Below are 4261 nucleotides of genomic sequence, written 5' to 3' on the forward strand. Positions count from 1 at the left end.
CCCAGGTGGCCGGGGCGAGCGTGCCTCCCCGCTGGGCGCACCACCCCGTGGTGGTCGCCGAGGCCGCCCACGGCGGGTGGGACGCCAGCCACGTCTGGCACGACGACGACGCGTTCCTCGTGCGGCTGCGCTGGCGCGAGCGGATCGACGGCGGCCGCCCGCTGGCCGTCGACCACGACGCGACCGGGGTCAGCCTGCTGGCCGTGGGGGGCGCCGAGGGTGCGGCACGCCTGCTCCTCGCCGCGGAGGCGGAGCTGCGCCCCGACGGGCTGGGGCCCGTCGTGCGGGCGTCCATGCCGCGCGGCACCTACGCCGCGGTGTCGGCGCTCGGCGCGCGCGACGGCGTCGTCGTCCCCGCGCCGTTCGACCACCCGCCGTTCGACGCCTGGGACTGGTACGCCGTCACGGAACCGCCCGCCGTCGTCACGGGTGAGGAGCGGGTCGGCGAGCTGCTGGGCGACGCCGGACGCGCCGAGGCGGCCTCCTGCCTCGCGGTCGCGAACCCGGACGGCGAGCTGCCCGTGGGCGAGCCACGGTCCCGTTGGTGGGGCTGGCGGGACGACGACGGCGTCGTGCGCGCCGTGGCGGGCGCGTCGCGCCGTGTGCCGGGGAGGCCGTGGACCCTGGGGTCGATCGGGACGGACCCGGCGTGGCGGGGCCGGGGGATCGGGGCGGCCGTGACGGCCTCGGCGACCCGCGCAGGCGTCGCTGAGGCGTCGATGGTCACCCTCGGCGCCTACGCCCACAACGTCGCCGCTCGCAGCGTGTACCGGCGGCTGGGGTACGTCCTGGGTCAGGAGTTCGAGAGCTCACGCCCCTGACGTCGTCGTCGGCCCCCGGGCGTCGGCGAGGTAGCCGTCGGGGCGCACGAGCAGCGTCGGGTCGCGGCCGTCCGCGCGCCGCACGACCACCCGCTCGGCGACGTCGAGCTCGCCGGGTCCCGGCGGGACCTCCGCAGGGGCGCCCTCCGCGGGCCCGACGAGCACGAAGCGCCCCTCGCGCAGGGCCTCGGCGAGGCGCGACCCCGAGGGTCCCGCGACCAGCGGCAGGTCGGGCACGCGGCGCCCGGCGGCGGGGTGCGCCCCGGGCGGTGCCGGGTAGCGCACGCCGAGCGCCGACACCACGCCCGCGGCCCGGCGGCGCACGGGCGCCGCGCGGGACAGGAGGGTGGCGCCCGCCGCGCGCAGGGCGGCTGCGGCCGGTCCCGGGCGGGTGGCGAGCCGCAGCAGGGTCCCGCTCGCGCGCAGTACCTGGGCACCCACCGGGTGGCGCTCCGCCGAGTACCCGTCGAGCAGCGCGTCGTCGGCGCCGCGCACCACGGCGGCGAGGCGCCACGACAGGTTCGCGGCGTCCTGCAGCCCCGTGTTCATGCCGAGCCCGCCCGCCGGGCTGTGCACGTGCGCGGCGTCGCCCGCGAGCAGCACGCGCCCCACCCGGTACCGCGGCACCTGGCGCTCGTCGGCGGCGAACCGGGTGGCGAACCGCAGCTCCGCCATGCCGTGGTCGTCGCCGAGCGTCGCCCGCGCGACGGCGCGCACCTCGTCGAGGTCCACGGGCCCCTCGTGGCCGGGGTCGAGCGCCTCGTCCCAGCCGATGAACCGGTACCAGTCGTCGCCGAACGGGGCGAGGAAGCCGAGCGCACCCCCGGACGACGCCACGGTGAGCGCGTCCTGCGGGGGCCGGGCGAGGCGGACGTCGGCCAGCACCATCGCGCGGATCACCGTCTCCCCGGGGAACGGCAGGCCCGCCGCCCGGCGCACCGTCGAGCGCACGCCGTCCGTACCGACGACCCACGCCGCGCGGAACCGGACCGGGGCGCCGGCAGCCTCGTCGCCTCCCTCGTGGCCGGCCCCGTCGCCGGTCTCGTCGACCGCCAGCACGGAGGCCCCGGCGTCGTCCTGGCCCACGTCGGCGACGCGCATCCCGTGCCGGAACAGGGCGCCCGCCTCCTCCGCCCGCCGGCGCAGCAGCCGCTCCACCTCGTACTGCGGCGTGACGAGCACGAACGGGAACCGACCGGGCAGCGTGTCGAGGCGCACGTCGGCCCGCCCGAACACCCGGATGCTCCGCACCCGCCGACCGGTGGCGAGCAGCTCGTCCGCCAGCCCGCGCGCGTCGAGCGCCTCGAGGCTGCGCGCGTGCACCGCGAACGCGCGGGTGAGGTTGCTCAGGCCCGCCGGCCGCTTCTCGAGGACGGTCACGCGCGCCCCCGCCGTGGCGAGGTCGCCGGCGAGGAGCAGCCCGGTGGGCCCGGCCCCGACCACCACCACGTCCGCCACCACGTCCGCCACCGAGTCCGGTGTCGTCCTGTTGCGCGCGCTCATGGTCCCTCCCGAGGTCAACAAGCGTTGGCATGTTCGACGGTAGGCCCGTCGGCCCGCGAGGTCAACAGGTGTTGGCATATGCTCCCGGCATGGAGGTCACCCCCGCACCCCGGCGCTCGGACGCCACCCGCGCCGCGATCCTCGAGGCCGCGCGGGACCGGTTCGCCGAGGACGGCTACGACGGCGCGACGGTGCGGGCCATCGCCGGCCAGGCGGGCATCGACCCCTCGATGGTCATCCGCTACTTCGGCTCCAAGGAGGGCCTCTTCGCGCGGGTGGTGGACGTGGCCCTCGACATCCCCGACCCCGCGCGGATCCCCGCCGACGACCTCGGCCGCGTGCTGGTCACGCACTTCCTGGAGCTGTGGGAGCGCGACGGCGTGCTCGTCACGCTGCTGCGCGTCGGCGTCACCGACCCGGCGGGCGCCGAGCGCCTGCGCGGCGTCTTCCGGGACCAGCTCGTCCCCGCCGCCGAGCGCTTCGGCCGCGACCCCGCCGACGCGCCCCGCCGCGCGACGCTGGTCGCGTCGCAGATCCTCGGGATGGCGCTGCTGCGGTACGTGCTGAAGTTCGGGCCCGCGGCCGAGATGTCCCGCGCGGACGTCGTCGCCTGGCTCGCCCCGACCGTCGAGCGCTACATCACAGCCCCCGAGCCGTGACGCGGGCCCGGGGCGTGGGTGGCGCTCCGTAGGCTGGACCGCATGGACCTGTTCGACGCCGCGCTCACCGGCACCCGCGGCACGCCGGCGACCGGCCGCAGCGGCCCGAGCGCCCCCCTGGCCGTGCGCATGCGGCCGGCCGCCCTCGACGAGGTCGCGGGCCAGGCGCACCTGCTCGTGCCGGGATCGCCGCTGCGCCGACTGGTGGAGCCGGACGACGAGTCAGCGCGCCGTGCCGCCCCGGGGTCCGTGATCCTGTGGGGGCCGCCAGGCGTGGGCAAGACCACGCTGGCGTACCTCGTCGCGACGGTCTCCGGGCGGCGGTTCGTCGAGCTCTCCGCGGTCACCGCCGGCGTGAAGGAGGTGCGCCAGGTCGTCGAGGACGCCCGGCGGCGTCTCGCCACGGGCGGCGAGGAGACCGTCCTCTTCATCGACGAGGTGCACCGGTTCTCCAAGACGCAGCAGGACGCGCTGCTGCCGAGCGTCGAGAACCGCTGGGTGACGCTGGTGGCCGCCACCACGGAGAACCCGTCGTTCTCGGTCAACTCCCCGCTGCTGAGCCGGTCCCTGCTCCTCACGCTCAAGCCGCTCACCGGCGACGACGTCCGGGCCCTCGTGCGCCGCGCCGTCGCGGACGAGCGCGGCCTGGACGGCGCCGTCGAGCTGACGGACGAGGCCGAGGACCAGCTCGTGCGCATGGCGGGCGGGGACGCGCGCAAGGCCCTGACCATCCTGGAGGCCGCCGCCGGCGCGGCCCTCGCCGACGCGGTCCCCGGCCGCACGCCCGGGGACCCGGTCGCCGTGGACCTCGACACGGTCGAGCGCGCCGTCGACGTCGCCGCCGTGCGGTACGACCGCGACGGTGACCAGCACTACGACGTCGTCTCGGCGTTCATCAAGTCGATCCGGGGCTCGGACGTGGACGCCGCCCTGCACTACCTGGCCCGGATGGTGGCCGCGGGCGAGGACCCGCGCTTCATCGCGCGGCGTCTCGTGATCTCCGCGGCGGAGGACGTCGGCATGGCCGACCCGTCCGCCCTGCAGACCGCGGTGGCGGCGGCGCAGGCCGTCCAGCTCATCGGGATGCCCGAGGGGCGGATCGTCCTCGCGGAGGCGGTCGTGCACCTGGCGACCGCGCCGAAGTCCAACCGGGCGTACCAGGGGATCGACGCGGCGCTCGCGGACGTGCGGGCGGGGAAGGTAGGGGTCGTCCCTCCGCACCTGCGTGACGCCCACTACGCGGGCGCCGAGGGGCTCGGGCACGGCAAGGGGTACCGG

The 4261-nt window shown here is 77.4% G+C and carries 4 protein-coding genes; 3 read left to right on the forward strand and 1 reads right to left on the reverse strand.

Going from position 1 to position 4261, the window contains the following annotated elements; genetic code table 11:
• A partial coding sequence (locus ACFWEK_RS19415) for a GNAT family N-acetyltransferase (RefSeq protein ID WP_430555099.1) occupies positions 1-821 on the forward strand: 821 nt, incomplete at its 5' end.
• Here ACFWEK_RS19415 and ACFWEK_RS19420 read toward each other — a convergent pair.
• Complete coding sequence (locus tag ACFWEK_RS19420) at positions 810-2324, reverse strand: FAD-dependent monooxygenase (protein WP_430555100.1); 1515 nt, start codon at positions 2322-2324, stop codon at positions 810-812. The two genes, ACFWEK_RS19415 and ACFWEK_RS19420, sit on opposite strands and share 12 nt — an antisense overlap.
• Before the next feature lie 89 nt (positions 2325-2413).
• On the opposite strand from ACFWEK_RS19420, the gene ACFWEK_RS19425 reads away from it, so the two are divergent.
• Together ACFWEK_RS19425 and ACFWEK_RS19430 are read left to right on the forward strand one after the other, a co-directional pair.
• A complete protein-coding gene (locus ACFWEK_RS19425; RefSeq protein ID WP_430555101.1) occupies positions 2414-2983 on the forward strand; it encodes a TetR family transcriptional regulator in 570 nt (189 codons plus the stop codon).
• A 42-nt stretch (positions 2984-3025) separates the two neighbouring features.
• Positions 3026-4261 (forward strand): replication-associated recombination protein A (locus ACFWEK_RS19430; RefSeq protein WP_430555102.1); only part of this gene is annotated, 1236 nt, incomplete at its 3' end.

The sequence above is a fragment of the Isoptericola sp. NPDC060257 genome, from assembly GCF_042726645.1.
Taxonomy (GTDB): domain Bacteria; phylum Actinomycetota; class Actinomycetes; order Actinomycetales; family Cellulomonadaceae; genus Isoptericola; species Isoptericola nanjingensis.